The sequence below is a fragment of the Pontibacter sp. LHS1 genome, from assembly GCF_058932855.1.
In genome coordinates this window covers 264111-290645 of record NZ_JBZYWF010000001.1, presented here as the reverse complement: position 1 = coordinate 290645, position 26535 = coordinate 264111, and the positions used below count along the sequence as shown (strand labels likewise).

Below are 26535 nucleotides of genomic sequence, written 5' to 3'. Positions count from 1 at the left end.
GGAGATTAGCGGGATACGGGCAGTTTGCTGAGCAGCTTGATGTCTTTCAGATTGCTGTAGTCATACTGGTACAGGCCGTCCTGGCCTATCAACAGCAGGTTGCTACCCATCGGAATGACATCAAAGGCATCATGCTCTTTGAAATGGGAGATCAGGTTTTCGCTCACTTTCAGGTGATCCTTCGCATCAAAAATCTTCAGGCCATACTTGCCTTCACAGAGGAAGAGCGTCGAGCGGTCTATACCCAGGCCGTGCGGGTTCTGCATGGGGTAGGTCTTGATCAGCTGTGGGCTACGCGGATTGCTGATGTTGATCACTTCGAGCTGGTTGGTGAAACCGGCACATGCATTGCCAGAGCGCAGCGTTACCCAGGCCAGGTCGCCCTCCACCACCACCGGGTCGCAGCTGTTGACGTGTGCATAAGTAGACAGGTGTACCGGGCTTGTCGGGTTGCTGTTGTCGTAAATGTGCATACCTGTGGTAGAGCCGATGAACAGCTTGTTATCATAAGGGAAGATCGTTTCGATGCCCCAACCCAGCCTGATTTTCTCGCCCTTTTTCGGATTGGCCGTGTTGCTGATATCAAGCACCTGCAGGTCTGAATTGCTGACAGTATACAGGTGATTGCCGGAGATCGTGAATCTTGCCATCGAGCCGCCTTTGCCGGATGAATTGCTCGGCTGCACTACGGAAGCGGAAGCGAAGGAACGTCCGTCCATTGTCATCCAGCCATTGCGCCAGCCAAGACCAGCACTGTTGCAGTCGGTACCGGCCGGCTGTGTCAGCTGTGTCTCCACAAATTCAGAGATAAATACAGCGGCCGTGTCATTCACGAGCATCCCGAAGTAGGTCGGAAAGACATTCTCAACCCGGCTGACAAGCTTCACATCCAGCGGATTGCTGATGTCGAAGGCCACCAGGTCGATGTAGTTGTCGGCATACAGTATGTTGCCCTTCACCGCCATGTCCAGATTGCCCGGAATATCGATAAAGCTGAGGAAACGCGGTGAACTTGGGATAGAGTTATCTATGATGTGGACACCCTTGTTTACTTCATTGATGAAAAGGTAGTGCCCCTTTGTGTAGATCTTACCCGGTTCTTTGAGGGTTTGTGCAGGCGTTACTTTCACCGCATTTTTCAGTTCTGCCCGCAGCATGTACACCGGTTCATACACGGTATAGGTTGTGGTTGATTCGCATTCGTCGGAGCAGGAGCTAAGCAGCATGGCCGGCAGAAAAAGCAACAAGGCGATCGCCTGCTGTAAAACGGGTAGAGGTCCTTTTCTCATGAGAGTCCTTTTTAATGTGAAACCAAATTAGCGGCCTTTGTAATGTACTATTACATGCCCCTTAATTACAGGACCCCGAAATGATAGGAATGGTTGTAAGTTGTTAAAAATATCTGCCTAAAATCTTTTCTTCCTGCTGGAATTGTTGCGGCTGTCGTAGTGGCGGCCACCATTGCTCTTAGGAGCGCTACCTGGTCTCTTAGTCTTAATGCCAGTCCCGAAACTGCTGCCAGCGGTCAGACTCTTCAGTTTGGCAACTTCTTCGGCTGTCAGTTCGCGGTACTCACCCGGCTGCAGCTCGCCCAGGCTCAGCGGACCAATGGCTGGGCGAACGAGGCGCAGTGTCGGGAAACCCACAGCGGCCGTCATGCGGCGCACCTGCCGGTTCATGCCCTGCGATATTTTGATCTCTACCCAGCTTGTCGGAATGTCTTTTCGAAATCGGATGGGTTTGGAGCGCTCCCATACCTGCGGTTCCTCTTCCAGCAGACTGGCTTTAGCAGGAGCAGTCTTCGTGTTCTTGATCATCACCCCACGTTGTAATTCCTCCAGCGCCTCCTCGGTAGGTATACCATCCACCTGCACCCAATAGGTTTTCTCAATCTTGAACTTCGGGTCAGACAAGCGGTGCTGCAGTGCTTTGTCATCTGTCAGGAGTACCAGTCCTTCGCTGTCGTAGTCCAGACGACCAACGGGGTAGATGTTGGGCACGGGCACAAAATCTTTGAGTGTAGCACGGCCTCCCTCGTCTGTAAACTGGGTGAGCACTTCGTAAGGCTTATTGAGGATAATGTATTTCAAGAGAGTTGAGGAGTTTAAGAGTTCTTTGAGTTAAAAAGGTAAAAAGTTTGGAAGGTAGAAGGTTAAAATGTAGTAAGATCATACTGTAACGTCGTTGGGCTAGGTAGCCTTACCGTATCCCTGTAGGGACAGGCCGCGACCTGTCCGAATCGTGCACTGGAAATCTTGAATCGTCCACCGGTAATAATGCTTCGAAATTCCCTCCTAGAGGTTAAACTTTCGGCAAAAGGTGAGGCAGTGGAGTGAATTGAGTACCTAACAATCAACAATTAACAATTCAATTATAAGATTATTTATACCTTCTCGGGCTGATGAATTTTGTACTGCAGGCTCCAAAGAGGCTTGAGCCGATCGTAATCAGGACGGATGATGGAGTAGAGCACCGAGTCTTCGTTGATGCCATTCACCACGTAATGCTCCCGGATCACTCCCTCCAGCTGCATCCCAAACCGCTTGAGCAGTTTGATGGAGGGGGTGTTGTAGTCGGCGGCCATCGCTTCGATGCGGCGCAGGCCCATCTCCTCGAAACCATAGGCGATAACGGGGCCCAGTGCTTCGGTCATGTAGCCTTTTTGCTTGTAGCTGTCGTCGAACAGCACATAGCCTACCTCGGCCCGGCGGTGACTCACAATCCAGGTATGATAGCCGCATCGGCCCATCACAGCAGAGGTCAGCTTGTCAAGAATTCTGAAGTTTTTGAAGCTGTGGAAGTACGTGGTGAGCCCTTTGCTGCATTTGTCTTTTTCCTCCGCCAGCTCAGCTGCGTTCTTCAAACCAAGGTATGCCGTAATCTCCTCGTCGCTACAGGCCGTTAAAAGGTGCTGGTAGACAGCAGGTGTGAGCTCGCTCAGGTATAGGCGATCGGTCTCTATTACAACAGGTTGGGGAAAGTCCGGATTTTTCATAGTGCTGCGTCAAAGCTAGTAACTTCCATTATACTTTCGCACAAACCACTCCCCGCATACCAATGCCAGGATCACGAAGAAGAGCCACTTCAGGTCTACCAGATCGTTGAGCGACTCTGTGCTGTAAATCAGTTCTTTGTGCTCTGCCTGCAGGATGTCCTGCTCCAGTTGCTGCAGCTGTGTGGGGTAATAGAGTCTGGAACCGGTGTTGGCGCCCAACTGGTACAACAAGTTATGATCGGCTACCGCGTGCAGGGCTTCCAGTTGCTGCTCCTCTACCACAAACTCGCCTTTGTCCTGCTGCAGCGACCCGTTAATACGAGCCGAGGCTGTATAGGTATACCGGCCCCCCGGCAAGTTGCCGATGTTCACACCGGACTGGTTCTCACCGTTGGCAAACTCAAAAGACTTCTCAGCCCCTTCTGCATCCTGTATCTTGAGCGTAATGTTCTGTCCGTAGATCGGCTCCAGCGCTTCGTTGTAAGCTTCGGCTGCAAACCGGATTTCGTCGGAATTGCTGTACTCATTCTGTTGCGGGTACACGTTCAGGCGCTTTTTGTTGCGGGGAGCCGTGAGCAGCTGCACCAGATTCGTGATCAGCTTGTCATACACAGCGGCATTTTCGTGGTTCGCTGTTTCGGTTAGTCGCCATTGCCAGGTGCCGGAGGCCAGCAAGGCTGCATTGCGTTTGTCGCCCACGGTCTGCACGGTGAGTAGCGGTTTGTTCGTACGAACACGCCCCACCTGCTGGTACAGCACCGTTTCCGTGTTAGGCGTGAGCTGATAGTCACCATAAGGCACCGTGGCGGGAGGGTATTGCTGCAGACGCTCAGTGGCCTCTTCGGCTACTTTAAAGGTACTAAAGCTTGGGTTGATCACGCTGGTCACTTCATCGGACTGCCCCGGCGTGTTGATGCGGATGCCTACATTGAGGCGGTTGAAATTCCCGATATCGCTCTGCGGACCCAGGATGTAAAGGGCGGGCAGATTCTTTTGACGTACCAGATTGAGGGCAGCCTCGCCTCCGGCTGTTCGGCCCGGCAACTGGTGCAGCACCGCCACATCATAGTCCTGCTGCTTCAAGGTGGTCAATCCAGGTATAAATAGCTCCGTTTCGTAGTTTTCGTTCGACTCGATGGCGGCACGCAAGGCCTTGATATCCGGGTGCGGGGATGCGGCGGCAACCAGGACTTTGATCTTGCCTTTCACCACATCAATGTATGCGCTGCGGGAGTTGTTGAGTTCGGTGAATTCCCCCTGCTGCGGCAGCACTTCCACCTCGTACTGGCGCTTGCCCAAGCCTCCGGCCATCACCTGAAAAGGCACCTGCTGCAGCGGCTGACCGGCCTTGAGTGTAACGGTTTTGCGGTCGATGACCTTCTTGTTTTCTTTCAGCTGCACCGTGACAGTAGCCCCATCGAAGCCCTGCTGCTGCAGCTCCGCCTCCAAGGGAAAGCGGTTGCCACTGTAGTTTACTTTGTTGTAGCGCAGCGAGGCCATCACGATGTCTTTCTTGGGCACAGTGTCACCCACGGCAACGGGGTATATGGTATAATTGTAATTGCTGTAAGTAGGGGAGGTGCCCTGGTTCACGATGCCGTCCGATAGCAACACGACGCCGGCCAGGTTCTGCTGCTCAAAATCGCGCTGCACATTGCGCAGTAGCTGACTCAGATTCGTTGTCTCCTCCTCGTATTGCAGCTCACCTAAGTTCTGCGGCGCGTCGGATTCGCCTAGCACACGTACCTCGGTCTGTATACCTTGCTCCTGCAGTCTGTTGCGGAGCTCCTGCAAACCCTGCTGTGCCTGACGGAGCTGCACTGAGTCCGAGAACAGTGCTACCGACTGCGAGTTGTCTACTGCAAACACGATAGTAGGCGCCTGTGTGCTGTTGCTGACATAGCGCACCAGCGGACCCAGCAACAGAAAGCACAGAAAACTCACCACCACAAAGCGCACCGCCGCCAGGGTATAGTTTATACCTGTGGACCAGGGCGTACGCTTGCTATACAGCAGCCAGGCGTATAGTGCACCAACAGCCAGACAGGCCAGGATCAGCCAGGGTGAATAGGTCGTTATGAGGCGGAAGGAATCCAAAGAGCTTGAGAATTTGGGAGTTTGAGAAGTACTTCTTCTAAAGAATTAAATAATTTCAGAACTAAAGATAAAAGAAAAAGACCAATGCTACTAACGTAAACGCCACAGCATTGGTCTAATATTATACCTCGAAAGTCTGGGCGAGTGAGTTTTTAACTCTCAAACTCCTAAACTCCCAAATTCTCAAACTTAGGTCAGCATCCCGCCGTCTACCTGCAGCACCTGGCCAGAGATGTATGACGATTGGTCAGATGCGAGGAAGGCTACGGCATTGGCCACATCTTCTGGCGACCCGCCGCGCTTCAGAGGAATTGCTTTTCTCCATTCGTCAACCACTTTCTGGTCGAGCTCACCTGTCATTTCAGTTTCGATAAAGCCCGGGGCCACCGCGTTGCAGCGGATATTGCGGGAGCCAAGCTCCAGCGCCACTGACTTTGTGAAGCCGATGATACCTGCTTTAGAAGCTGAGTAGTTGGCCTGGCCGGCGTTGCCCTTTATACCTACCACCGACGTAATGTTGATGATCGAGCCACTCTTGGCGCGCATCATGTGCTTGGTGGCGCCTTTTGTTAATGCAAACACAGATTTCAGGTTGGTATTGATCACCGCATCCCACTGCTCTTCGGTCATGCGCATGAGCAGACCGTCGCGCGTGATGCCGGCGTTGTTCACTAGGATGTCGATCTTGCCAAACTCGGCTACCACATCCTCGATCAGCTTCTCGGCCTGCGCCATGTCAGAGGCGTCAGAGCGGAAACCTTTGGCTTTGCCGCCGTTGGCAGTCAGCTCCTGCTCCAGGGCCTGGCCCTTTTCAACGCTTGAGAGGTAGGTGAATGCTACCTGTGCGCCCATCTCTACCAGTTTCTCGGCGATGGCGCGACCTATACCTTTTGATGCCCCGGTTACGAGGGCTACTTTTCCTTCTAGTGCTTTCATAGGGGCCAAAGTTATAAAAGATTTTTTTATTCAGAAGAGCCGCCGCATCCTCCTGTTTTATTTAGCCGCAATTTTCTGATTTTTAGCCGGTTAAGTTGTGATGGGCTGGTTAATGTGCAATTGGGTTTAGTGTTGATAATAGCCTTTGGTGCTATATTATGTTTCTGAAATAGGATTGCAACATATTTATAATCTGATTATTGTATTGCAAATGATTTTTATTTCTATCGGTTAAACCATATTTTCGTGCCATTCTTCCAACCAAAGGTACCTTGTAATGTTCAAACGTAGTGTCGGACTAGCCATCCTGATCGCGGTGTCGTTGTTCGTGTTTATCACGGCAGCGCAAACAATCAGCTTTAAAAACTTCAATTTTTCGCAAGAAGAAAAAACACCTGAGCCGGAGCCCGCACCTGAGGTTACGGTGAAAAGACCAGCCCCGGTCATCTTTGGCATACCCACCGACACACTCGAAATACTGGAAGGCACTGTGGAAAGAGGCGAGAACCTGTCTCAGATCCTGGCCAGCTTCAACATCTCGCCTGTTACCATCGACCAACTGGCCCGCAAATCAAAAGAGGTCTTTGACGTGCGCCGCATCAATGCCAAGCGCAACTACATCATCCTGCACGCCCAGGACTCCGCCCAGACGGCACGTTATTTTATCTATGAACCAAATGAGGTGGAATATGTGATCTACGATCTGAACGGTGAGTTGGACGTTCGCCTCGAGAAACGCGAAGTTGAAGTGGTGGAACGCGCCATCGCCGGTTTTATCGAAAGTTCTTTGTTTGAATCTATTCTGGCCGCAGGTGGATCACCACAACTGGTAAACCACTTTGCCGACATCTACGCCTGGCGCCTCAACCTGAGCCGTCTGCAGCCTGGCGATCATTTTAAACTAATATATGACGAAAAGCAGGTAAACGGCAACGTAATCGGTTTTGGGAAGATCAAAGCGGCTTATTTTGAGCACGAAGGCAAGCCGCTTTATGCCATTGCTTTTGAGCAGGAAGGCCAGAAAGCCGGTTACTATGACCAGGAGGGCAAGAGCCTGAAAAAAGCTTTTTTGAGAGAGCCGCTGGAGTATAGCCGCATCAGCTCCCGTTATACCATGAACCGCTTCCATCCGGTGCAAAAACGCTACAAGCCGCACCTGGGCACCGACTTCGCCGCACCACGTGGTACGCCGATCCGTACGGTAGGCGATGGCGTGGTGCTGGAGGCCGCCTATACACGTGGCAACGGCTACTATGTGAAGATCAAGCACAACAATACATACACGACCCAATACCTGCACATGTCCAAATTTGCCAAAGGCATCAAGAGAGGCTCCCGCGTAAGTCAGGGCCAAACCATCGGCTACGTAGGCAGCACCGGCTTGGCGACTGGTCCGCACCTGTGCTACCGCTTCTGGAAGAATGGCAGGCAGGTAGACGCCCTGAAAGTGCAGCTGCCGTCTGCCCATCCAATCGAAAAGAAATACAGAACTGCTTTTGAAGAGGTGAAGTCTGAGCTGGAAGGCAAACTGATGGCGATCGAGCTTAAAGGTCAGCAGCAGGATTTGCTGGCATCGGAGCAGCAAAAGAAACTGAATGAAGACGAGGTGTGACGTTTAGTATATGTGAAACGGAAAGGGGCGCTGTAAAGCGTCCCTTTTTTGTTTGTCCTCCCTTTGTCATCTCGACGATAGGAGAGATCTGAATCATTTGGCAGCGTGAGCAATATTTCAGATTTCTCCTATCGTCGAAATGATAGAGAAAATTTATGTTGAACTTTTGGGAATGGTTGTCTTTCCAAATATACACGCTGATTCGGATTAAGAAATCCGAATCAGCGTTGTAGCACTGGCAAATCGCTGCATTTCATTCATCCTGAGCTGCTGCACTCAATACAGAATTTTTTACTTAGCCGGATTAGTAGCAGCCGTAGAATTCTGTTCACAATACTCCCGCAGGTACTGCGCCGCTTCTTCAAGGCCAAGCTGCTCTGCTTTTACCCAGTCTTCGCAGGCGCCGCTTTTGTCGCCACTCGTATACCTGGGGGCTCCCCGATTGTAGTAGGCTTCAGCATAGTCGGGCTGCAGGGTAATGGCGCGACCGTAGTCGATGATGGCACTGCGGTAGTCTTTGAGGGCGTAGCGCACCAGGCCACGGTTGTTGTAGGTACGGGCCTGCAGCTGATCAATCGAAACGGCTGTGTTGAAATCAATAAGCGCACCTTTGTAGTCCTGCAGGTTGTACTTCGAGAGGCCCCGACTTACCCAGGCTTCCACGTGTGTAGGGTCTAGCGCCAGGGCTTTGTCAAAGTCAGCAATGGCACCGCGGTAGTCAAGTATACGGTCGCGCGCTATGCCGCGGTTAGTCATCGTAACGATGTGCTCGGGCTCCTGCTTCAGCACTTCGCTGTATTCCTTGATAGCCTCGGTATACTTGCCCGACTTAAACTTTTGGTTACCTGCGTTAAAGTGCTGGAGCGCCGTCTTCTGCGGGGCAGGCTGCGTTGCGGCCTTCTGCGAAAAAGCCGGTAGTGCGAAAAGTACAGGTATAATGAGAAGTAAAATTGTTTTCATGCAGTAGGGGTTACCTCATGTTATGGTGCGCAAAATACAATAGTTCAGCCCAATACGGAACAGGTCGGCCATTTTTTGTAGCATTTCTTGGTATTGTGAGAGGCTGGCCTTTGCAGAATACTAATTAAGAGGCAGATGACACTGAAGCACAAGTGGTTTTGTGAAGTTGGGATTATCGTTTAATTTTGCTCAGCATTTAAAAAAGAGAAACTATGGCATCAAAATACGATTTGGTAGTGCTGGGTAGTGGCCCAGGCGGTTATGTGGCGGCTATCCGCGCGTCGCAACTGGGTTTGAAAGTAGGTGTGATCGAGCGTGAGTCGCTGGGCGGCATCTGCCTGAACTGGGGTTGTATCCCGACGAAAGCACTGCTTAAGAGCGCAACTGTGTTTGAGTACATCAACCATGCATCTGACTACGGCATTACCATCGGTGAGGCGTCTGTAGACTTCAACGCCGTGATCAAGCGTAGCCGCGGTGTGGCCGACGGCATGAGCAAAGGCATTCAGTTCCTGTTCCGCAAAAACAAGATCGACGCCATCATGGGTACTGGTAAAGTGGTAGCCAAAGGCAAGATCGAGGTAACAGATGCTGATGGCAAAAAAGACACCGTAGAGGCGGATCACATCATCCTGGCGACAGGTGCCCGCTCACGCGAACTGCCTAACCTGCCGATCGATGGCAAGAAGATCATCGGCTACCGTCAGGCCATGGCGCTGGACAAGCAGCCGGAGAGCATGGTAGTGGTAGGTTCCGGCGCCATTGGCGTGGAGTTCGCTTACTTCTACAATGCCATGGGTACAAAAGTGACCATCGTGGAGTACATGCCGAACATCGTGCCGGTAGAAGACGAAGAGGTATCACGTCAGCTGTCGAAGTCTTTCCGCAAGGCGGGCATCGAGATCATGACCGAGTCTTCTGTAGAGGCTGTTGACACAAGCGGCGACCTGTGCAAAGTGACTGTTAAAACTGCCAAAGGCGAGCAGACACTGGAAGCCGAAGTAGTACTATCAGCGGTAGGTATACAAACCAACCTCGAGAACATCGGTATCGAAGAGCTGGGAATTAAGGTAGATAAAGGCCGTGTGGTGGTAGACGAGTACTACAAAACCAACGTGGACGGCATCTATGCGATCGGTGATATTGTGCCGGGCCCTGCGCTGGCGCACGTAGCGTCTGCCGAAGGCATCATTTGCGTGGAGGCTATCACGGGTCACGATCCGGAGCCTTTGAACTACGGTAACATCCCGGGCTGTACGTACTGCTCTCCTGAGATCGCTTCCGTGGGCCTGACCGAGAAAGCAGCCCGTGAGCAAGGTCTGGAGATCAAAGTAGGTAAGTTCCCGTTCTCAGCATCTGGCAAGGCAAGCGCCGCCGGTGCGAAGGATGGTTTTGTGAAGGTGATCTTCGATGCCAAGTACGGTGAGTTCCTGGGTGCGCATATGATCGGCGCTAACGTAACGGAGATGATCGCTGAGGTAGTGGTTGCCCGTAAACTGGAAACAACCGGCCACGAGATCATCAAGTCGGTGCACCCGCACCCAACCATGAGCGAAGCCGTAATGGAAGCTGCCGCAGCTGCTTACGACGAAGTAATTCACTTATAATTTATAAGTTGCCAATCTGATAAGAGGCTGATCATAAATATGGTCAGCCTCTTTTTTTTAGAAGATTGCAAGGGGATTTAATGCTCCTTGCAGCCATTTGTGCCGTTTTGGGGTCTATCTTCTATATCGTAAACTTAATTCCAACCAACTATGAAGAGGATTCTCCTTTTAGCCATTGCCACACTCATTACGGCCAATGCAAGCGCCCAGACCGACACCCTTCGGGTCACATCCAAAGATTTGAAGATAAAGCAACTAAAACCAGGCACAAGGCAATACCTGGTAACTGTCCAGACCCCAGCAAACCCCAAGGTGCTCAGGCAAAGCCTTTGGACCCGGAATGTGAGCTTTGAGAATGTGAAGGGCAAGGAACAGCTGGTCATTCGGCAGAACTGGGTTGGGGCAGACACCCTCACCAACAGGCAACTTTACTCTATCTGCGAAAAGGACTTCAGACCTGTTTTCCATATAGGCACCTCTGCCAGAGGAACGGCAGCCTTTAATTTTGAAACAGGTAGAGTCGTCGGTGCCGATACTGTACTAAATAATGGCTTCAAAGGATTTAGTATAGCTGCTGAGACGTCTACATTCAACTGGGAGCTGGATATGGAAACTTTCGAGAGCCTGCCACTGAAGGCGAACACGGTATACCTGATTAATTTTTACCATCCGGGCAGCAAAACCGCTCCGCAATATTACAGTTACAAGGTAACGGGCTCAGAAAAGCTGCTTACAGTCAACAACACCGCCGTCGACTGCTGGATGCTACGAATAGATTACAGTGATACCAACTACGGCACCTTTTGGATAAGCAAGAAGACACACGAAGTACTGAAGATGGAAGAACTCTTTGATGGTGTGAAACGCTTCAAAATAAAGCTTGGAACGGTAGTTCAGGTATAGGCCTTGCAGATAACCTAACTTGTAGAAAGGCCTGGCCGCATTTTCGGTCAGGCCTTTCTGTTTTTGGGAAATTAAGTCGCAAACCCAGCGTTTTCCTAGGAAGTATATTTTTTTGTTATATATCGAAAGAAGACAATTTTCCAGTACTTTTTGTCTAAATTGCAAGCTTAGCAAGGGGTGTACAGCAAGTACAGTGTAGCATTCGGGCAGATCATGCGTATTTATACATGAGTAGGTATAAATACATAGAAAGTCAATTGTGATCTGAACTTATAACCTCCTGATTACATTTTAATAAGTATCCGCGATTCACTCTCTGTGCCTTTTTGCCCCTACGTGTGAGTTCTGATTTTTCACACATCACCTTAAAACTATGAAGCTGCAAAGCAAAGTCAAGTTTGTCAACAAAGACAAAAGTCTATTCTTTCCTACCCTCCGGAAGCGGGTAGACGCCTATTTCACAGAGAACAACATTCCAAAAACCGCCAACACCGCCATGATTGTGAAGAGTGTGGTGCTATTGCTTGCCTACTTTTTGCCTTTTGTGGCGCTTCTCGCCTTTACCCCATCTTTGGGCATTAGTCTGCTACTCTGGTTCGTGATGGGCCTGGGCGTTGCAGGTATAGGTATGAGTGTGATGCACGATGCCAACCACGGCGCCTTTTCCAATAGCAAGCGGGTCAATGATCTGATGGGCCATACCCTGAACCTGGTGGGCGGCTCGGCTTTCAACTGGAAGCTACAGCACAACATCCTGCACCATACTTACACCAACGTGGTGGAAATGGACGAAGACATTCAGGACAGGCTGGTGCTACGTTTTAACCCCCATTCCAAGGTGAAGTTCTTTCACAAACTGCAATGGGTATACGCCTTTGTGTTTTATGGTCTGCTCACGCTCTATTGGGTGGTGGCAAAAGACTTCGTACAATATGCCCTTTTCAAGAAGAACGGTGTGAACAATAATTCAGAAGCCGAGAACAGAACCTGGCTACTTAAGCTGCTTACTATGAAAGCCATTTACTTCTTTGTCATACTCGCTGTGCCAACCCTTTTCTTCGGAATTCCGTTTTTACAGGTGCTATTTGGTTTTCTGCTGATGCACTTCGTAGCAGGCATCGTGCTGACGGTAGTTTTCCAGTTGGCGCATACCGTAGAGGGTACGAGCCACCCGAGGCCGGACGAGCATGGTGTAATTGAGAATGACTGGGCGATACACCAGATGAATACCACTGTTAATTTCTCGCGACACAACAAGGTCCTGTCATGGTACGTGGGCGGCCTGAATTTTCAGATCGAGCACCACTTGTTTCCGCGTGTTTGCCATGTGCACTACCCGGCCATTGCTCACATAGTGAAAGAAACGGCAGCAGAGTTCGGTGTTCCGTACATGGAGAATGAGACGTTTGGGCAAGCCGTTCGTTCGCACATCGCCACGCTGCACCGCTTCGGAAGATTACCAAACATGAACGAGGCCATCGGTTAGCTATACCCAAATTAGCAGCAAGCTTATACTTTCGTAACTCCCCACTATATTTGCGGTCCCATTGGCCGTATGTAGACATACATTTTTTGTAGTGTGGCGCATAAGCAAAGCACAATAAAAATATTTAACTCGCTGATCAATAAAACATTGTTCCTTTAGAAGAGTTCTTAGTAAAGAATATCAAGTAGATTAAATGAAGCTTAAAGGCAAAGTAAAATTCGTTAACAAAGACAAAAGTCTGTTTTTCCCGACGCTCCGCAAACGTGTGGACGCGTATTTTTCAGAGAATAACCTGCCCAAATCCGGCAATTCCCGCTTACTTATCAAAAGCATTATTCTAATGCTGCTCTATGTAGTGCCTTTTGCGGCCCTACTTACCTTTACACCGCATGTAGCGATCAGCTTAGTGCTATGGCTGGTGATGGGAATAGGCGTGGCCGGCGTTGCCATGAGTGTGATGCACGATGCCAACCATGGCGCTTTTTCCAGGAGCAAGACCATGAACTACCTCATGGCGCACTCCGTGAACCTGCTGGGAGCCTCTGCCTTTAACTGGAAACTGCAACACAACATCCTGCACCATACCTATACCAATGTGGCCGAGATGGACGAAGACATCGACGACATGGTGTTCATGCGATTTTCACCTCACACCAATGTGCGTTTCTATCATAAGCTGCAGTGGGCATATGCCTTTTTCTTTTATGGTTTGCTCACGCTTTACTGGGTTATCGTAAAAGATTTTCTGCAGTTTTTCCGCTATATCAGAAACGGCGTGAATGCTAATTCAAAGTCAGAAAACACGCTTGCTTTTTCTAAGATTGTAGCATTTAAGTTGCTTTACTTCTTTTCGATTCTGGTGGCTCCGTCCTTGATCTTCGGTATACCTTTCTGGGAAGTGCTACTCGGTTTCTTTTTGATGCACTTTGTGGCGGGCATGATTCTTTCCACGGTGTTCCAGTTGGCGCATACGGTAGAGGGTACGCACCATCCGCTGCCAAGTGAGAGCGGAGTGATTGAGAATGACTGGGCCATCCACCAGCTGAGCACCACCGCTAATTTCGCACGCAAAAGCAAGTGGCTGTCGTGGTATGTAGGCGGACTGAACTTCCAGATCGAGCATCACCTTTTCCCGCGCATCAGTCATGTGCATTATCCGGCCATCGCGGAGATCGTGAAACAAACAGCATCCGAGTTTAACCTCACCTATATCGAGAGCAAAACCTTCTTAGAGGCCGTGCGGTCACATTTGAACACCCTGCATCGATTTGGCAGGCTGCGCTTGCCAAACCTGAACGAGGTAATGGCTTAGAAACTGATCAGGGTAAAAAAGTTTTAGACAAAGGACAATAGGCCTTCGAAACATATTGAATCAAGAACGGCGGAGAGTTTTCTTCGCCGTTTTTTATTGCCCCAGGGTATAGCGCCTTGCTGGGCTTCCGCATACCTTTGCAATTGACACTAAAATAAAACTTGCTGCCCACATCGGCGGGCATTTTATACCTGACTCCGCTATGACGTTCAAAGACCTACCCCTGATTGCTCCCATCCTGCAGGCGCTGGAGGAGGAAGGCTATACCCAGCCAACACCCATCCAGACGCAGGCTATACCTGAAGTGCTGCAGGGGCGCGACTTGCTGGCTACGGCCCAGACAGGTACGGGCAAGACAGCGGCCTTCGCGCTGCCTATTCTGCAGCTCCTGCACGGGCAGGCTGTACCTGAGCCACAGGTTATCCGGGCGCTGGTGCTCACCCCTACCCGCGAGTTGGCCAGTCAGGTAGGGGACAGCTTTGCGGCTTATGGCAGGCATACCGGATTGAAGCATCTGGTGGTATATGGCGGCGTGCCCTACAAGGTGCAGACGGAGGCGCTACAGGCAGGTATAGACTTCCTCGTGGCCACGCCCGGTCGTTTGCTCGACCTGCTCGACCAAGGCTTTGTAGACTTGCAGCACGTACAACTGCTGGTGCTCGATGAGGCTGACCGCATGCTGGATATGGGTTTCATGCAGGACATTCGCCGCGTGCTGCAGGCTATACCTGAGCAACGGCAGACACTTTTCTTCTCGGCTACCATGGCCCCTGAGGTAAGCAAGCTTGCCAGGAAAATTCTAACCGAACCGGTGACTGTGGAAGTTTCACCTGTTTCATCCACGGCAGGTACTATCCGGCAGGAGCTTTATTATGTGAGGAAAGCCAACAAAACTCCTCTGCTGCTGCACCTGTTGCAACACGCAGGTATAGACCGCATGCTGGTGTTTGTACGCACCAGGGAGGGAGCCGACAAGCTGGCTAAAGAACTAAGGTCTGCAGGTATAGCCGCCGAAGCCATCCACGCCGACCGTGCCCAGCTCGATCGGGAGCGGGTGCTGGAAAGCTTCAAAAGAGACGAAACAAAAGTACTGGTTGCGACCGATGTGGCCGCCCGCGGCATTGATGTGGAGGAGTTGTCCCACGTCATAAACTATGAACTGCCCTTTGAGGCGGAGACTTATGTGCATCGCATCGGCCGAACAGGCAGGGCAGGGGCTGCAGGCATCGCCATCACCTTCTGCGGCGCCAGCGAAACGCCTCTGCTGATCGCTATCCAAAACCTCACCAGCAAGGCTATACCTGTGGTAGACCAGCACCCATACCCGCTCACGGCACAGGATTTTATGGAAGCGGCGGCATCTTCGTCAACCAAAAATGACAAGCGCAAAACTTCGGGAAGAGGAGGCAAGGGAAAGCGGGGGAGGAAGTAATTATAGACCTCACAGCGTCTCACAGACCTGTGAGTGTCTTCTTATTACACAAAGCGAGAATGATTTATTTTTTTGTCTCAAATAATCGGCAGTAAACTTGATTTACTGCCGATTATTTGATTATTTTAGGTGGCTAAAATTTACAATAATCGATAAGAAACTCCACATACCAGAACTAAAGAAGAAGTTTAAGGAAGTAGATGCCTTTTCTACTGCTGATATCTCATTCTTCTATAAAAGCATTGGGGATGATGCTCCAATCAGCACAATTTACTGGAGGGTACATCATCTTGTAGATAAAGGTATAGTTCAGCGGATTGGGCGGGGATTATATAAAATAGGCAAGGAAGTGAATTTTGAGCCTGAAATAGGCAGGCGAGAAGTTGCAATTTACAACCACCTCAAAAGAGATTTGCCTTTTCTGGATTGCTGCATTTGGAACCTTGATATCATCAAAGAGTTTGTGCAGCACATCCCTAATGTGAAGTTTACCATAGTGGAGGTAGAGCGACATTCTGTGGAGTCCGCTTATTATCTCTTAGAGGGCAAATATAAATATGTCTTCTACAAGTCTTCCAAAGGTTTGCGCAATGCCTATGTACATGGAATCGAAAATGCAATCCTTATCCGGCCGTTGGTAACAGAGGCTCCTTTGCTGGAGACTGACAAGGTAAAAACAGTAACACTTGAAAAGCTACTTGTCGATGTTATGTTTGATGATGAATTCGAGTATTTGAAAGGATTTGAGATGACACACATCTTCAGGAGTGCTTTTGAAAAGTATACCATCAATCAGAGTAAAATGCTTCGATACGCGGCCAGAAAGCAGAAAAAAGAAGAACTAACTACTTTTCTTAAAGACTATAACTTGGCAGTAATCTAGATTTACTGCCGAAAATTTGAAGTATGATCTCTCAAAAATCGCTAACTATAGAATGGCTTTCCGAAGTGTCTAATAAGAACAGGAAAGCAGATAAAATACTGGTTGAAAAGGTAATTAGGGCTTTGCTTTTGCTGGAAGGATTGGTAGAAGCACAACTGCCTTTTGTGTTTAAAGGCGGAACAGCACTGATGTTGATGCTAGGCAGCACAAAAAGGCTATCCATAGATATTGATGTCATTATGCCGGAGAAGCTGCAAGACATGGAGGCTGCTTTTGAAAGTATACTTGCAGCTGAAGGCTTCAATCGTTTCGAATTGCACGAGAGGAATCAGAACTCTGACATTGAAAAAGCCCACTACAAGTTCTTTTACACTCCAATCCATAGAACCAACCAGGTAGAAGAGTATATACTGTTGGATATACTCTTCGAGAAGCCTGCTTACCAAAATATTATCAACATACCTGTAGATTCTGCTTTTGTGCAGCAGGAGGGTGAGCCGCTCATGGTACAGGTACCTTCGTTTGAGGATATCTTGGGAGATAAGCTTACAGCTTTCGCCCCTAACACAACAGGTATACCTTACGAGAAGAACGGCCAGAGCCGGGCAATGGAGATCATCAAACAGATGTATGATATAGGCTGCATTTGTGCCCATGCCGAAGATGGCGAAGTAGTCTGCACTACATTTAATGCTTTTGCTACCACCGAGCTTGGTTACAGAAATTTAGAGTTACTGCCTGCTGATGTGCTTGACGATATTTATGACACCGCACTAACGATTTGCACCAAAGGGCAAAGCGGGAAGGGAAATTATGCAGCTTTGATGCGCGGTATAACCCAAATCAAAAATTTCATCTTTTCAGAGAACTATCACCCGGACAGGGCTATTGTGTGTGCTTCGAAAGCGGCTTACTTGGCTACGCTTATAAAAAATGGCAGTAAGACCATCGAAAGGTATAGCGACCCCAAGCAAATGTCCGATTGGATAATAGAACAGCCTTTTGACACGAAGCTCAATAAGCTAAAGAAATCGAACCCAGAGGCATTTTTTTACTGGTATAAAATTTACGAATCACAAATAGCATTGGCAGAGAAATAAGCTGTTATAGCAATATACTTACCCCCCCCCATGATAAACCGAGACACTGATATAAGCCGTGAAGTTGGCCTGATCTGGAACACTGCGAACGATATGCTAAGCGATATTTTTAAGCGTAACAAATACCCCGACATTATTTACCCGATAGTGCTTATCCGCCGCATTGAGAACGTGTGGGAGCAGAAAAAACAGGAGATTACCGACGATCTTAAAGACAGTCTGAAAGACATGCCGCAGGAAGTGCAGCAAAAGATCATCAGCGACAAACTGTTGCAGGAACTGAAGTTCGACAATACCAGCGGCTTGCCTACGAAACGCTCTACTAACTAAACTATAAATACGACAGCGAAAAAGAGTACCCGCCCCTCAGATCTACAGCGCCCTGAAGGAAAAAGCTTTTGAGGATGACTAGGTGATAAAAGAGAAGTGCGGTATAATAGCCAGTATTTTTAAACAACAGACAGCACATAAGATAAACGGCTTTGCTAAAGCAATGGTAGTTAGAAGCAGTCGCCTGGCCGCCGTAAAGTATAAACTATTTCTGGATGAGGTGCTGCAAAAGAAAGGCCTGAAGTATAAAACACGGGTAGCTTTTAGCGGCACCATACACTATAACGGCCAAAACTACACTGAAGCAAGTATGAACCTGGCTGTTTTGTAGGAGCGCAAACTGGAAGAAGCCTTTGAGAAAGACGGCACCATACGTTTCCTGATCGTGGCCAACAAATACCAGACAGGTTTCGACGAACCATTGCTGCACACCATGTTTCTGGATAAGTCTATGTCGGACCCCAAAAACATTGTGCAGACGCTGAGTCGCCTGAACCGCACCGCTCCCGGCAAGGAAGACACCTTGACGGTAGACTTTACCAACTCTTACGATAACATTATTGCCGCTTTCAGAAAATACCAGAAGCACGTAACCAGCCACAAAGACGCTAAACCCGAAGGCCTGTATGAGCTGAAGAACGAGCTCTTTAAGAAAGGTGTGTTTACAGCAGCAGAGGTGGAAGAGTGCCTTAAGTTGTACACAAGTGAGAGAGGAGAAGATGGAACTGCACTATACGCACGCTTCATGTACTTCAGAGAGATAGTAAAAGGCAAGCTGGATGCAGAAGAGTGCAGGGTTTTCAGGACATTGCTGAGCCGCTACATTAGTTTATTTAAGTATATCCGCACCTTGTTTAACATCCCTAAGGGAGAGTTGCATGATTTATACCTGTTCGCCAGTCTGTTGTTCAGGCAACTGGATAACAGGCTGAACCAGGCCGAACTGGAAGAGGAAATGCGCCACGTAAAGCTGAAAAACTACGACATCTCCAAAGTAGAAATAACCACTGTCGGGGAAGACGAAAATGATGGTGAAGAAGGCGGAAAAGGCGGTAATGTAACATCAGTTTCCAGAATGGCTACCGTAGCCGAAGTGGTAGACATTATAAATCAGCGCTTCAACGGAAAAGTGTCGTCGGCAGGGGCAGAAGTGATAGAAGGCTACGCCAGCAGCATGGCCCTGAACGAAGAGTTTGCCTCCGACATACGCAACAATGCTGATAAAAACCCGACAGAACTCTACGAGAAGATCATCAAATACAAGCTGGTAAAGTATTATACCGATTACATTATCAAGCATAACCCACAAAAGTATAGCGAACTGACAGATGATCGCGTGTTAAGTTTGGTGAGCAAAGCCACTTATCAGATGCTGCGGGGCAGATTCCTTTCGTTAAACAAAAACAGGCCGTCGGTATACCGACGGCCTGTTTTTGTTTAACGAAAGGAATCGACTAGCGTTCGTTCTGAATCTGATTCTGTTGATTTTCCCGATTTCGTTTACGTTCCTTCTTTTTGTCTTTCTTACGGCCAACGGCACCGCCGCCCACTGCGCCGGCCGCGCCACCAATTACAGCACCTGAGGTACCACCTACCGCAGCACCTGTGGCTGCGCCAGCCGTACCGCCTATCACGGCGCCTTTCTTTTTACTGCTCCAGTTATCGGAACCAGCACAACCACCTAGTAGAAATGCTGATAATATGGCAAATGAAAAGATTCTTAAGTGTTTCATAACTTGTTGAATTTAAGCGAGTATTATACGCTGCTCGCTAGATCATTGTTTGTGATGTGCTCAGAATCAGTGCAATTATAGCGTGGCTTAGCTGGGCCGGTCTGCTGGAATAAAATGCCGGGTGACGGTATGTGAAAGAAATTTCAGCAATTAGTCTGCACAAAAGCGGCGACTGTGCAGTATATTGGTCTGAGCAATTTCTATCTCTGACTTTCCATGACCGACATAGCCATTACGCCCTGTACACTTGCCGACCTGACCGAATTGCGGGACATAGCCGTGGAAGCTTATAACGACCACTACACCTACCTTTGGCACGACGGAGGGGACTGGTATGTAGAGCGGTGCTTTACAGAGGAGGCCCTACGCGATGACATGGCCGATCCCAATGCAGCCTATTTCCTCATTCAGTACAAAGACGAACCGGTTGGGTTTATGAAGTTCAACAAAGACAAGGCCCTGGAAGGTTACACAGATGCCGAATGCCTTGAGCTCGAGCGGTTATACCTGGTTGACCGTGCCTCAGGTATAGGCATAGGCAAGTGGGCGGTGGATTTTGCAGTGCAGTATGCGCTGGAAAGCAATAAAAGCGTTGTCTGGCTCAAAGCCATGGACAGCAGTCGCTCTGTTGACTTCTATGAGCAGAATGGCTTTGTGAGATGGGGCACCGACGAGCTCGATTTTGAGCAGATGAAGGAAATATACCGCGGCATGGTGGTGATGAAAAGAGATATTGCCTGATGCGCTGAAGCAATTCTCTTTATACCTTTGAGTTTGACAAAGCCGCACCACCACATGAAGCTTCGCATTTCATTTGCCTTATACCTGTTTACACTCGTAGCCTGCAGCCAAAGAGAAGAGGAGCAGTACGAGCGGATAGATCAGGAAGTCGCGGCGTCTGATCCAAACAGCTGGGTGAAAGCCGACCTGGAGTGCGAGGAGATCCAAAGCGCTGACGAGGATAATCCGCTGGCGGTGGTATACCTGAGTCAGGTGGAGATGCAGTATGTACTCGACACGGTGTATACCTGCTCCGTTATCGCTCCGCAAATGTATACCTCCTTCGGGGTGCCGCGCCATGCACTGTCGGCCTGTGGCGGCTGGTGGGCCGGACAAGGCAACTTCTACTACACCCTGCACGAAGGCGACAGCATCACGGTCATGCATGCCCAACCCGTGCAACGCGACAGCGTGGACTTCCAGTATACCTTGCTGCGCCGTCTGCCTGTTTCACACAGTACTGCTGAACTACCCGAAGGCACTTACATGCCCTAAGCAGCTTTCTGCACGACATGTTGCTTCGTTCGGCTCACCAGATACACCCCCGCAAAGATCAGGAGCGCGTAGAAAGCCTTCTCCAGCGTGAATACGTCTTTCCCTACCGCAACCGCGATCAGAATAGCCATGACCGGCTGCAGGTATATGTAAGCACCTACGAGTGAGGGATTGGCGTAGCGCAGTGCCCAGGTATTGAGCAGGTAAGCGATGATGGTAACGGCGAACACCATAAACAGAATAGCCAGCCAGATCGACATTGGAAAGGCACTGTAATCAGGGCTAAGCAACTGCTGCCAGCCAAACGGGATCACCAGCACAGCCCCCACCGTGAAGATGCGGCTCACAATCGTGATGGCCTGGTACCGCTGCATGAGTGGCTTCACCAGTACCAGGTATAGGCCAAAGGAAGTGGCATTCAGAATGATAAGAAGGTCACCCCACATGTTGCCGGTAGTCTGCTCCCCCCGGGAGGTATAGATAAGCAGAAAAGCACCCGCACAGGCCAGGGCTATACCTGAGACCTTGCGCTTACCGATGCGCTCCCGCAGCAGCAGGGCCGAAAAGACCAGCACCACCACCGGCACGATGACCATAAGGAGCGCCGCATTAATGGGCGCAGTAAGATTCAGTCCGGCAAAGAAGCACAGCTGATTCACAGCCACTCCGGTCACCCCGCAGAGGATCACCCGGATGTTGTCAGCACGTCCCACTATCTTCTCCTTCACCACCAGCCGGGCAAATATGCCGAAGAACAGCGCCGCTGAAACCACCCGGATCAGGATCAGACCGAAAGGGCCTACATACTCGGGCATCACTTCTTTAGCAATGCTGTAATTACTACCATAGATCAGTGCCACCAGAAAAAGCGAGGCATGCACCTGTACCTGTTTATTCATGCTGCAAAATTACGTGCTTATTCGGTTTGTGCCGTATAAGGAGAGGCAATTAAAACCTGTACGCTCAAACCACATTTTGCATGAATCAAATGCCGCTTACGGTCCGCCGGGCCATCGAGGTAACCGGACTCTTTTTTCTGGGCTGGATCATTATGCTGGGCCGCGACCTGCTCGCCCCGCTGCTCGTCGCTTTCTTCATCAGCATCATGCTGCTGCCTATCTACCGCTTTTTTAAGCAGCGAAACTTCCCCGATGCTGTTGCTATCGGCATCAGTCTGCTCACGTTGATCGTGATCCTGGCTGGTATCATCTGGTTTTTTTCTTCTCAGATGCGGGTGCTGATAGAAGACTTTCCGATGATCCAGAAAAACGTGATGAAGCACCTCACCGCCCTGAGCGAGTGGGTCGGCAGCAAAACGCCTTTTTCGACGGCAGAGCAGACCAGTTTCATAAAAGAGCAGAGCAATAACCTGCTCACTTATGCGGGAAACCTGCTGGGCGGCGTGGCTGGCGGTGTGACAGGTACGGTGGTGTTCATCGGTCTGCTGCCTATTTACATCTTCCTGCTGTTGTTCTACAAAAACCTGCTGCTGCGCTTTGTGTTCCTCTGGTTCCCACGGGAGCGGCACGAGAAAGTAGAGGAAACCCTGAGCGAAATGCTGGTCATCATCAAAAGCTACCTCTTCGGGCTACTCATACAAATCACCTACATGACCATTCTGCTAGGCGGTATCCTGATGATCATTGGTATTAAGCACGCCCTCCTGATCGGGGTGATCTTCGCTTTTCTGAACCTCATACCTTATGTGGGGGCACTGCTAGGCAACATTATTGGGGTGCTGCTGACACTGGCATCTTCTGAGGAGCTATGGCCGGTACTGGCCGTGCTGGGAACGATCGCCGCTGTGCAGTTTCTGGATAACAACATCCTGATGCCGCGTATTGTGGGGTCTAAAGTGAAGATCAATGCACTGGCGACGATCGTGGGCGTGATTGTGGGTGGGGAGATTGCAGGTATAACAGGTATGCTCTTGTCGCTGCCCATTATCGCCATGCTCAAAGTGGTGTTCGATCGCACCGACCAGTTTAAGCAGTGGGGCGTTTTGTTCGGCGACGAGCGGCCGGGCCTGAGCCCCATGGCTATACCTGTGCTTCGCTGGAATACCAAGGAAGTCCGACGCAAACTGGAGGAGGAAAACGACATAGAGCCGCCACATGAGGGCGAAGAGGAGAAGCTTAAATAGTAGGATAAAGCCTGTGTCGTGCTGCCGGTAAGCGGATAATCTGATACTCATGCACTGACAGACGCTGTTTAACTTACTGCAGGTATACCGCCAGGTATACGGACTGCTTCGTATCTTCCTTCCTGCTTTGCCTTAAATTCGTAACTTTGTTTACACCGATTTCCTGAAGAGAAAAGAGCAGATGAATCACCCGAACATACCTTTGGCCGAGCGCATGCGGCCGCACAACCTCGATCAATATTACGGACAAAAACACCTGGTAGGGCCAGACGGCATCCTGCGCCGCTACATAGAGGGCGGCGTGATACCCAGTATGATCCTGTGGGGACCTCCCGGCGTGGGCAAAACCACCCTGGCTAACATCATCGCCAACCAGATGAAAGTGCCTTTCGTGGCCTTGAGTGCGATCAACTCAGGCGTGAAGGACATCCGCGAAGTGATCGATCAGGCCAAAAAGCGGCAGGGTACGGTGCTGTTCATCGACGAGATTCACCGCTTCAACAAATCACAGCAAGACGCTTTGCTGGGGGCTGTCGAGAAAGGTACGGTAACCCTGGTGGGCGCTACCACAGAGAATCCTTCTTTTGAAGTGATCTCGGCCTTGCTTTCCCGCTGCCAGGTATACATCCTCAAGCACCTCACCAAAGACGAGCTGATCGAGCTGGTGGACAAGGCCCTGGAGCAGGACGAATGGATGCGCCACCGCAAAGTACGAATAGAAGAATACGAGGCCCTGCTGACCATATCAGGCGGTGATGCCCGCAAATTGCTCAACCTGCTCGAGATCGTAGCTGAAGGTATAAAAGCTGACGAAGTGGTGGTGACGAACGAACTGGTGAAGCAGGTCGCGCAGCAGAACATCGTGATGTACGACAAGTCGGGCGAGATGCATTATGACCTGGTGTCTGCTTATATCAAGTCCATACGCGGCTCCGACCCCAATGCGGCCGTCTATTGGCTGGCCCGCATGATCGAGGGCGGTGAAGACCCCAAGTTCATTGCCCGTCGCTTACTAATCGCCGCTTCTGAAGACATTGGTCTGGCCAACTCCAACGCCTTGCTTATGGCGACCTCCTGTTTTCAGGCTGTGCAGATGATCGGTTATCCGGAAGCCGAGATCATTCTATCGCAGTGCACGGTATACCTGGCCACGTCACCGAAGAGCAACGCCAGCTACAAAGCCATCAAGCAGGCTCGTCAGCTGGTGCAGCAAACCGGCAACCTGCCCGTGCCGCTGCACATTCGCAACGCACCTACCAAGCTGATGAAAGAAATAGGCTATGGCAACAACTACAAGTATGCCCACGACTACGAGGGTAATTTCGTAGCGCAGGAGTTCATGCCACAGGAACTCAGCAACACCGCTCTTTATCAACCTGGCAATAACGCCCGCGAACGCGACATGCTCAAGCAACTACAGGCGCAGTGGGGGAAGAAGTACAGGTATTGAGAATTTGAGAGTTTAGGAGTTAAAAAGGTAGAGAGTTAGGAGTTAGAAAGGGGTGAACAGTTTATTTGCTATTATTTGCATTGCAGGTGGTTATTTATTTTGTCTGGGATCATCTGAGTTATCCATATGGTAGCGTATATTTCTTCTTTGTTAACATTGTGCTTCTCTACTTCCGCAGACGCTTCCTGGGCATGAGGCCTTACTGGGGCGGCGACCTTAGTGATATTCCTAAATACTTCACCAGAAAATAATTCCAGCCTGACACCATGAATACGGCTCGAAAATGTTCAAGTATTGCATTTCAAAGCTCTCTAACTCCTCAACTCCTAAACACCCAAGTTCTTAAACTTCCTTCGTCTATGAAATGGCCCGATTGGTCGAGTATGCGGTTTGTTGGAGGTTAGTATTGAACTTTAAGCGCTATTTTTGTTTATTGTATGCAGGGACCTGTATTTCCCGGTACTTAAAAACAGAACCTAAACATTTAATAGAACCTATGCTGAATTTCCTCAGATATGTGCTGGCTACCATTCTTGGCCTGTTCATATTTTTCTTCCTGGGCTTGCTGATCATGGTAGGCATCATTGCGGCATCAGCTTCCAAAGGCGATGTCACCGTAACCGAAAACTCGGTGCTGGAGCTCAAACTTGATAAAGCTATTGTAGAGCGTGAGCAAGAGAATCCTTTTGGCGATTTCTCTATCGGCTTTTTCTCAATGAGCAGCAACGACGGTCTTGATCAGATTAAAGCTGCCATTCGTCGCGCCAAAAACGACGATAATGTGAAAGGCATTTTCCTGAACATGCGCTTTGTGGATGCCGGTATGGGCAAACTGGAAGAGATACGCAACGAACTGATTGACTTCAAAGAGTCTGGCAAGTTCATCGTGTCGTATGGCGACATGACCAACGAGAAGGCTTACTACCTGTCTTCTGTGGCTGATAAAATTTACCTGAACCCGATGGGTACGCTGGAGTTCAATGGCATCAGCTCCGAAGTGTTCTTCTTCAAAGGCACACTTGAGAAACTGGACATTGAGCCGACCATCTTCAAAGTGGGTGAGTTCAAGAGCGCTGTGGAGCCTTTCTTCCTCGACAAGATGAGCGATGCCAACCGCGAGCAGATGACCTCATTCCTTAACTCGATCAATGACTACCAACTGCGCAAAATTGCAGAGGCACGTGGCAAGACCTACGAGGAGCTGAAAAAAGTATCGGATGAGGTGCTCGTTCGTGAAGCTGAAGACGCCAAAACCCATGGTCTGGCAACCGATATCGGCTACTACGATGAGGCCATCGACTACATGAAAGAGCAGATGGGTGTCGACAAAGACAAGAAACTGCAACTGGTGAGCCTTGGCAAGTATAAGAAAGTGAAAGATACTGAGAGTAGCGGCTCTGCTAAAAACCGGATTGCTGTGATCTACGCCGAAGGCGACATCGTGGACGGTGAAGGAGACGATGATCAAATCGGCAGCATGCGCTATGCAGAGGCCCTTCGCAATGCCCGTATGGACAATAATGTGAAGGCTGTCGTACTGCGCATCAACTCACCGGGCGGTAGCGCACTTGCCTCTGACGTAATGTGGCGCGAGATTCAGGAGACCCGCAAGGTGAAGCCTGTCATTGCCTCTATGTCAGATATGGCTGCCTCTGGCGGTTACTACATGGCCATGGGCTGCGATACGATCGTGGCGCACCCGAACACCATTACAGGTAGTATCGGTGTGTTTGGCATCGTGCCGAACTTCGAAAACTTCTTCAAGAACAAATTGGGCATCACAGTGGATCGTGTAAGCACAGGCAAACACTCTGACCTGCCGACCGTAACCCGCGCTATGACGCCGTTTGAAAAAGAGATCGTGCAGCGTGAGATCAACAAGATCTACGAAGTGTTCACGCAGAAGGCAGCCGACGGCCGTGGCATGTCGCAGGACCAGCTGAAGGAGTATGCCTCAGGCCGTGTGTGGTCAGGTATAGAAGCCAAGGAGCGCAACCTGGTTGACGTGCATGGTGGTCTGGAAAAGGCGATCGAGATTGCCGCTGCCCGTGTAGGTATAGAAGATGACTACCGCATTAAAGAACTGCCGCGCCGCAAGACTTTCTTTGAAGAGATGTTTGGAGAAGCTGGTTCGCAGGTAAAAGAGCGTGCCGTAAAGGCCGAACTTGGTCAACTATACCCTGTGTACAAGATGTATAAGAAGGTAGAGAACATGCAGGGCATCCAGACCCGCATGCCGTATGAACTGACAATTCAATAACAGCACTGGCAGGCTATTACC

The 26535-nt window shown here is 49.9% G+C and carries 24 protein-coding genes; 16 read left to right on the top strand and 8 right to left on the bottom strand.

The genetic code is table 11. The annotated features are described in order from the left end of the window. Positions 1-5: 5 nt before the first annotated feature. The 5 genes from AC5FXQ_RS01260 to fabG all read right to left on the bottom strand — a co-directional run bounded on the left by AC5FXQ_RS01260 (position 6) and on the right by fabG (position 6028). Entirely contained in the window at positions 6-1289 is a 1284-nt protein-coding gene (locus AC5FXQ_RS01260) for an LVIVD repeat-containing protein (RefSeq protein WP_493600691.1), read from the bottom strand. A gap of 117 nt (positions 1290-1406) precedes the next feature. Continuing rightward, positions 1407-2090 (bottom strand): pseudouridine synthase, encoded by a 684-nt coding sequence (locus AC5FXQ_RS01255; RefSeq protein WP_493600690.1) that lies wholly within the window; start codon positions 2088-2090, stop codon positions 1407-1409. Between the two features lie 293 nt (positions 2091-2383). Continuing rightward, positions 2384-2995, bottom strand: a complete 612-nt coding sequence (locus tag AC5FXQ_RS01250) for a GNAT family N-acetyltransferase (RefSeq protein WP_493600689.1) — start codon at positions 2993-2995, stop codon at positions 2384-2386. Positions 2996-3010: 15 nt separating this feature from the next. Continuing rightward, a complete protein-coding gene (locus AC5FXQ_RS01245) occupies positions 3011-5092 on the bottom strand; it encodes a vWA domain-containing protein (protein WP_493600688.1) in 2082 nt (693 codons plus the stop codon). 189 nt (positions 5093-5281) lie between these two features. Continuing rightward, complete coding sequence (fabG, locus tag AC5FXQ_RS01240; protein ID WP_007652979.1) at positions 5282-6028, bottom strand: 3-oxoacyl-[acyl-carrier-protein] reductase; 747 nt, start codon at positions 6026-6028, stop codon at positions 5282-5284. Positions 6029-6305: 277 nt separating this feature from the next. Between fabG and AC5FXQ_RS01235 the strand changes: the two genes are divergently transcribed. Continuing rightward, on the top strand, positions 6306-7640 hold the full coding sequence (locus AC5FXQ_RS01235; protein WP_493600687.1) for a M23 family metallopeptidase: 1335 nt from the start codon (positions 6306-6308) through the stop codon (positions 7638-7640). Between the two features lie 291 nt (positions 7641-7931). Here the strand turns inward: AC5FXQ_RS01235 and AC5FXQ_RS01230 are convergent, their stop codons facing one another. Continuing rightward, entirely contained in the window at positions 7932-8600 is a 669-nt protein-coding gene (locus AC5FXQ_RS01230) for a tetratricopeptide repeat protein (RefSeq protein ID WP_493600686.1), read from the bottom strand. Between the two features lie 212 nt (positions 8601-8812). Here AC5FXQ_RS01230 and lpdA point away from each other — a divergent pair, with 212 nt between their 5' ends. The 10 genes from lpdA (at position 8813) to AC5FXQ_RS01180 (ending at position 19094) form a co-directional block, all read left to right on the top strand. Continuing rightward, positions 8813-10207, top strand: coding sequence for a dihydrolipoyl dehydrogenase (gene lpdA, locus AC5FXQ_RS01225; protein ID WP_493600685.1), 1395 nt, complete (start codon positions 8813-8815; stop codon positions 10205-10207). Positions 10208-10357: 150 nt separating this feature from the next. Then, positions 10358-11110 (top strand): DUF3108 domain-containing protein, encoded by a 753-nt coding sequence (locus AC5FXQ_RS01220; RefSeq protein ID WP_493600684.1) that lies wholly within the window; start codon positions 10358-10360, stop codon positions 11108-11110. A gap of 373 nt (positions 11111-11483) precedes the next feature. Next, positions 11484-12596 carry a fatty acid desaturase family protein gene (locus AC5FXQ_RS01215; RefSeq protein WP_493600683.1) on the top strand — a complete coding sequence of 371 codons (1113 nt, stop codon included), beginning with the start codon at positions 11484-11486 and terminating at the stop codon, positions 12594-12596. Positions 12597-12789: 193 nt separating this feature from the next. Then, positions 12790-13908, top strand: a complete 1119-nt coding sequence (locus tag AC5FXQ_RS01210) for a fatty acid desaturase family protein (RefSeq protein ID WP_493600682.1) — start codon at positions 12790-12792, stop codon at positions 13906-13908. A 202-nt stretch (positions 13909-14110) separates the two neighbouring features. After that, positions 14111-15340, top strand: a complete 1230-nt coding sequence (locus AC5FXQ_RS01205) for a DEAD/DEAH box helicase (RefSeq protein WP_493600681.1) — start codon at positions 14111-14113, stop codon at positions 15338-15340. A 97-nt stretch (positions 15341-15437) separates the two neighbouring features. Beyond that, positions 15438-16223, top strand: coding sequence for a DUF6577 family protein (locus AC5FXQ_RS01200; RefSeq protein WP_493600680.1), 786 nt, complete (start codon positions 15438-15440; stop codon positions 16221-16223). A 65-nt stretch (positions 16224-16288) separates the two neighbouring features. Beyond that, entirely contained in the window at positions 16289-17323 is a 1035-nt protein-coding gene (locus tag AC5FXQ_RS01195; protein WP_493600679.1) for a nucleotidyl transferase AbiEii/AbiGii toxin family protein, read from the top strand. A 30-nt stretch (positions 17324-17353) separates the two neighbouring features. Beyond that, entirely contained in the window at positions 17354-17653 is a 300-nt protein-coding gene (locus AC5FXQ_RS01190) for a type I restriction-modification system subunit M N-terminal domain-containing protein (RefSeq protein WP_493600678.1), read from the top strand. 163 nt (positions 17654-17816) lie between these two features. Then, positions 17817-17984, top strand: a complete 168-nt coding sequence (locus AC5FXQ_RS01185; protein ID WP_493600677.1) for a hypothetical protein — start codon at positions 17817-17819, stop codon at positions 17982-17984. A gap of 9 nt (positions 17985-17993) precedes the next feature. Next, a complete protein-coding gene (locus AC5FXQ_RS01180; RefSeq protein ID WP_493601262.1) occupies positions 17994-19094 on the top strand; it encodes a type I restriction enzyme subunit R domain-containing protein in 1101 nt (366 codons plus the stop codon). Between the two features lie 13 nt (positions 19095-19107). Here AC5FXQ_RS01180 and AC5FXQ_RS01175 read toward each other — a convergent pair whose 3' ends face one another. Next, positions 19108-19386 (bottom strand): YMGG-like glycine zipper-containing protein, encoded by a 279-nt coding sequence (locus tag AC5FXQ_RS01175; protein WP_493600676.1) that lies wholly within the window; start codon positions 19384-19386, stop codon positions 19108-19110. A gap of 216 nt (positions 19387-19602) precedes the next feature. Between AC5FXQ_RS01175 and AC5FXQ_RS01170 the strand changes: the two genes are divergently transcribed. Together AC5FXQ_RS01170 and AC5FXQ_RS01165 are read left to right on the top strand one after the other, a co-directional pair. After that, the gene (locus tag AC5FXQ_RS01170; RefSeq protein ID WP_493600675.1) at positions 19603-20127 is read left to right on the top strand and encodes a GNAT family N-acetyltransferase; all 525 of its coding nucleotides are present in this window, start codon (positions 19603-19605) and stop codon (positions 20125-20127) included. A gap of 27 nt (positions 20128-20154) precedes the next feature. Then, positions 20155-20661: a hypothetical protein gene (locus AC5FXQ_RS01165; RefSeq protein WP_493600674.1), complete on the top strand. Its 507-nt coding sequence runs from the start codon at positions 20155-20157 to the stop codon at positions 20659-20661. On the opposite strand, the gene AC5FXQ_RS01160 is transcribed toward AC5FXQ_RS01165, so the two are convergent. Continuing rightward, a complete protein-coding gene (locus AC5FXQ_RS01160; protein WP_493600673.1) occupies positions 20658-21560 on the bottom strand; it encodes a DMT family transporter in 903 nt (300 codons plus the stop codon). The two genes, AC5FXQ_RS01165 and AC5FXQ_RS01160, sit on opposite strands and share 4 nt — an antisense overlap. An 80-nt stretch (positions 21561-21640) precedes the next feature. Between AC5FXQ_RS01160 and AC5FXQ_RS01155 the strand changes: the two genes are divergently transcribed. The 3 genes from AC5FXQ_RS01155 to sppA all read left to right on the top strand — a co-directional run bounded on the left by AC5FXQ_RS01155 (position 21641) and on the right by sppA (position 26514). After that, the gene (locus tag AC5FXQ_RS01155; RefSeq protein ID WP_493600672.1) at positions 21641-22804 is read left to right on the top strand and encodes an AI-2E family transporter; all 1164 of its coding nucleotides are present in this window, start codon (positions 21641-21643) and stop codon (positions 22802-22804) included. 181 nt (positions 22805-22985) lie between these two features. Continuing rightward, positions 22986-24254 (top strand): replication-associated recombination protein A, encoded by a 1269-nt coding sequence (locus tag AC5FXQ_RS01150; RefSeq protein ID WP_493600671.1) that lies wholly within the window; start codon positions 22986-22988, stop codon positions 24252-24254. A 496-nt stretch (positions 24255-24750) separates the two neighbouring features. After that, a complete protein-coding gene (gene sppA, locus AC5FXQ_RS01145) occupies positions 24751-26514 on the top strand; it encodes a signal peptide peptidase SppA (protein WP_493600670.1) in 1764 nt (587 codons plus the stop codon). Positions 26515-26535 lie beyond the last annotated feature (21 nt).